The organism is Fulvivirga kasyanovii (genome assembly GCF_009711405.1).
In the GTDB taxonomy this organism is placed as follows: Bacteria; Bacteroidota; Bacteroidia; order Cytophagales; family Cyclobacteriaceae; genus Fulvivirga; species Fulvivirga kasyanovii.
The window spans coordinates 1-3,492 of the sequence record NZ_SMLW01000567.1; the positions used below are offsets into that span (position 1 = coordinate 1).

General features: G+C 42.3%; 4 protein-coding genes. 2 read left to right on the plus strand and 2 right to left on the minus strand.

The genetic code is table 11. The features are described from left to right. The coding region (rocD, locus tag E1163_RS14545) for an ornithine--oxo-acid transaminase (RefSeq protein ID WP_155173048.1) at window positions 1-1,043 on the plus strand (1,043 nt) is incomplete at its 5' end. Between the two features lie 244 nt (window positions 1,044-1,287). Then, window positions 1,288-2,259, plus strand: coding sequence for a porphobilinogen synthase (hemB, locus tag E1163_RS14550; protein WP_155173050.1), 972 nt, complete (start codon window positions 1,288-1,290; stop codon window positions 2,257-2,259). Between the two features lies 1 nt (window position 2,260). On the opposite strand, the gene E1163_RS14555 is transcribed toward hemB, so the two are convergent. Further along, window positions 2,261-2,464 (minus strand): hypothetical protein, encoded by a 204-nt coding sequence (locus tag E1163_RS14555; RefSeq protein WP_155173052.1) that lies wholly within the window; start codon window positions 2,462-2,464, stop codon window positions 2,261-2,263. Window positions 2,465-2,520: 56 nt separating this feature from the next. After that, a partial coding sequence (locus E1163_RS14560; RefSeq protein WP_221418004.1) for a DKNYY domain-containing protein occupies window positions 2,521-3,492 on the minus strand: 972 nt, incomplete at its 5' end.

The following is a 3,492-nucleotide window of genomic DNA, read 5'->3' on the forward strand; positions in this document are numbered from 1 at the left end:
TTAACACCTTAAAAGAACAGGCGGAAACCCTGACATTGACTTCACGGGCATTTTTCAATGACGTTCTCGGGGTTTATGAAAAGTTCATCACGGAATATTTTGGCTTCGACAAAGTCCTGCCCATGAATACGGGTGCGGAGGGCGTTGAAACTGCCATTAAAATATGCAGGAAATATGCCTATGAAAAACGAGGTATTGCAGAAAATGAAGCAAAGATCATCGTATGTGAAAACAACTTTCATGGTAGAACAACCACCATTATTTCGTTTTCAAATGATGAAGGTGCCAGAAAGAATTTCGGTCCTTATACTCCTGGTTTTGTGCGTGTACCTTATAATGATCTTGATGTTCTGGAAGCTCAGTTGAAGGAAGAAAATGTAGCCGGCTTTTTAGTGGAGCCTATCCAGGGAGAGGCCGGAGTATTTGTACCCGATGAAGGATACCTTGCTAAAGCAGCGGCTTTATGTAAAAAATACGGAGCCTTATTCATCGCTGACGAAATCCAGACTGGTATTGCAAGGACAGGAAAACTATTGGCCTGCGACCATGAAGGTGTTAAGCCCGATATGTTGATCCTTGGAAAAGCGCTTTCAGGAGGTGTTTATCCCGTATCGGCAGTACTTACAAGCGATGAGGTGATGAATGTGATCAAGCCAGGCCAGCACGGAAGTACTTTTGGAGGAAACCCACTTGGAGCTAAAGTAGCTATTGCCGCTCTTGAGGTAGTTAAAGAAGAAAGTCTGGCAGAAAACGCAGAGCGTCTGGGGATTATTTTCAGAGAGAGAATGAACAAACTCATTGAAGGCTCTGACCTGGTAAAACTGGTTCGCGGCAAAGGACTTCTCAATGCGATAGTGGTCAACGATACCCCAGAAAGTTCCACCGCATGGGATATCTGCGTTGCTTTAAAAGAAAATGGTCTGTTGGCTAAACCTACTCACGGAAATATTATCAGGTTTGCGCCTCCTCTGGTTATGACCGAAGAGCAACTGCATGAGTGCTGCGATATTATTGAAAGAACCATTGCAGATTTTAAGAAATAATAATATTTCTCGATACATAAACTTGATAACCCGGAGATTTTGAATCTCCGGGTTATTTTTTGCTCCTTATATTTAGATTCAATCCAAGACATCAACCTAACCCGGCATCAAGTAGTGTAGCCGGTTCTCTCAGCTTACCCTTCCAGATAAGTAACACTGAACTTCCCGGGTTCACCTGTTGGATATTACAAATTCGGGGACTTCCCCCTTAGCGCATAAAGATGAGGTTTGCTATATTTGCCACATGATGATCAGACCAAGAAGAAACCGTAAATCTGCCGTGATCAGAGCCATGGTAGAAGAGACAAAAGTTACTACTGACGACCTGATATTTCCCTTGTTTTTGCTTGAAGACCCCAAGGGCAAAATAGAGGTGAATTCGATGCCCGGTATATACAGGCTTGGTATTGATCATATGCTCAAAGAAATTGAAGAATGTCTCAAACTTGGTGTTGCGGCATTTGACATTTTCCCTGTAGTAAACGAGGCCCACAAAGATAAAATGGCTACCAAAAGCCATGATTCCGGCTTCTTCTACATCACTGCGCTTAAAGAGGTTAAAAAGAGGTTTCCCGAGGCTTGTATCATGACTGATGTTGCCATGGATCCTTACAGCTCTGACGGGCACGATGGCATTGTGGATGAAAATGGTAAAATACTGAATGATGAAACCCTGGAGGTGCTTGGAAAAATGGCACTCACGCAGGCGGAGGCAGGCATCGATATCATAGGGCCGTCTGACATGATGGACGGACGTGTGGGGTATATTCGTGACATTCTTGATGATAATGGTTTTACCGAGACATCCATCATGTCGTACAGTGCTAAATATGCCAGTGCTTTCTATGGACCCTTCAGGGATGCATTGGATTCAGCCCCAAAAAGCGGTGATAAAAAGACCTATCAGATGAACCCGGCAAACCAGCGAGAAGCGTTGATCGAGGCCGACCTGGATGTGGAAGAAGGAGCCGATTTCCTGATGGTGAAGCCGGCACTGGCTTACCTGGATGTAATTAAGTTATTAAAAGATAACTACGAACTTCCCATTGCTGCTTATAATGTTAGCGGTGAATATGCGATGGTAGCTGCTGCCGCAGAAAAAGGATGGCTCGACAAAACTTCTGCTATGAACGAGAGTTTGCTAAGTATTAAAAGGGCAGGTGCAGACATTATCCTGACATACTTTGCCAAGGAGTTCGCTAAAAACAAACAATAACTTACAACTCCCTGATCTCGAAATCTTTGCCCCTGCCAAACTTTACGAGGTCATGGAGTTCGTATTTTTCAAGGGTATGCAGGTCTTTAAGAAGGAAGTTTTCAGAATTCAACTTTTTCAGGGTTTCAAACTCGAAGGTTTCGTCAAAGTTTCTGAGCCGATACTTCCAGCCCACCCGCATGGCATTAATTGATAGTCCTTGCATAAGTGTGAAAGTAATAAAGTGTCAGTAATACTCAACACCCGGCGCGGATAAGTTGTTTATATTTTTTCATCCGTTATCTTGCCCCATTGATACGTGTGGTTCTTGTCCTTATAGAGCACACTTTTATCTGTATCAACCGGTTCAAATGTTTCTGCATCAGCCTCTTTGATCAGAATACCATCACCGTATACATGGTGCTTATCCTTTGAATAAAACATATGCTCAAATACCTCGAAGCTCTCCGGGTCAGCACCTTCTATCATCCTGTTTCCAAAATAGACGTGATTTTTATCCTTACCATAATGGTTTTTCACCACCCTGAACGAACGGGAATCCACACCCGACAATTCAGCACCATCATAAACCACCTTATCATCAAACAAGAGGAAATCTTCTCCTAAAAAATTGATGCTGTTGCTGTCGTAACACTTGAATGCCACCAGCGAATCTACCTCCACACCGTCACGGTATTGCTGAAAATCATATATGCTATCTTTATCTACAATATAGCGTTCATCTACTTTTTGAGCTGTCACCGGATCTATATCAGATGCTATCAGGGAAAAACTTTTCAGGAGATATACTTTGTTTTTGTCTTTGGCAAAATGTTCATTAATCACTTCAAAAGTTTGATAGTCCACATCCACTTTTTGATAGTTGTAGAAGTAGTTAGCATCATCCTTTGACCAATCCTGATCTAATTTGACAAAAGTCCCGGGATTTGCCTGATCTATTGCATACATGTGACGGCCATCCGGTATGCTTTTTCTTAAATGATCTGCGATGTAACGAGAGGGAAGGTAAACTCCGTTTTTATCAAAACACAAAAACTCTTTGACCTCAAAAGTCTCACGATCCACCTCGTCGTCTATAATATGGTCTTGATAGAAGATATGGTTCTTATCTTTTCCAAAATCTCTGTCAATTACTTCGAAAGAGGATACGTCGGCAGAATCAACCTTGGAATTTCCTAATGCAAACCAATTACCCATAGGGCTATAGCGGATTTCCTTTTTCAATTTTGAATA

What these genes read in the sequence shown, in the direction of transcription:
- hemB (WP_155173050.1), top strand. Translation starts at nt 1,288, where the DNA reads ATGATGATCAGACCAAGAAGAAACCGTAAATCTGCCGTGATCAGAGCC.
- E1163_RS14555 (WP_155173052.1), bottom strand. Translation starts at nt 2,464, where the DNA reads ATGCAAGGACTATCAATTAATGCCATGCGGGTGGGCTGGAAGTATCGG.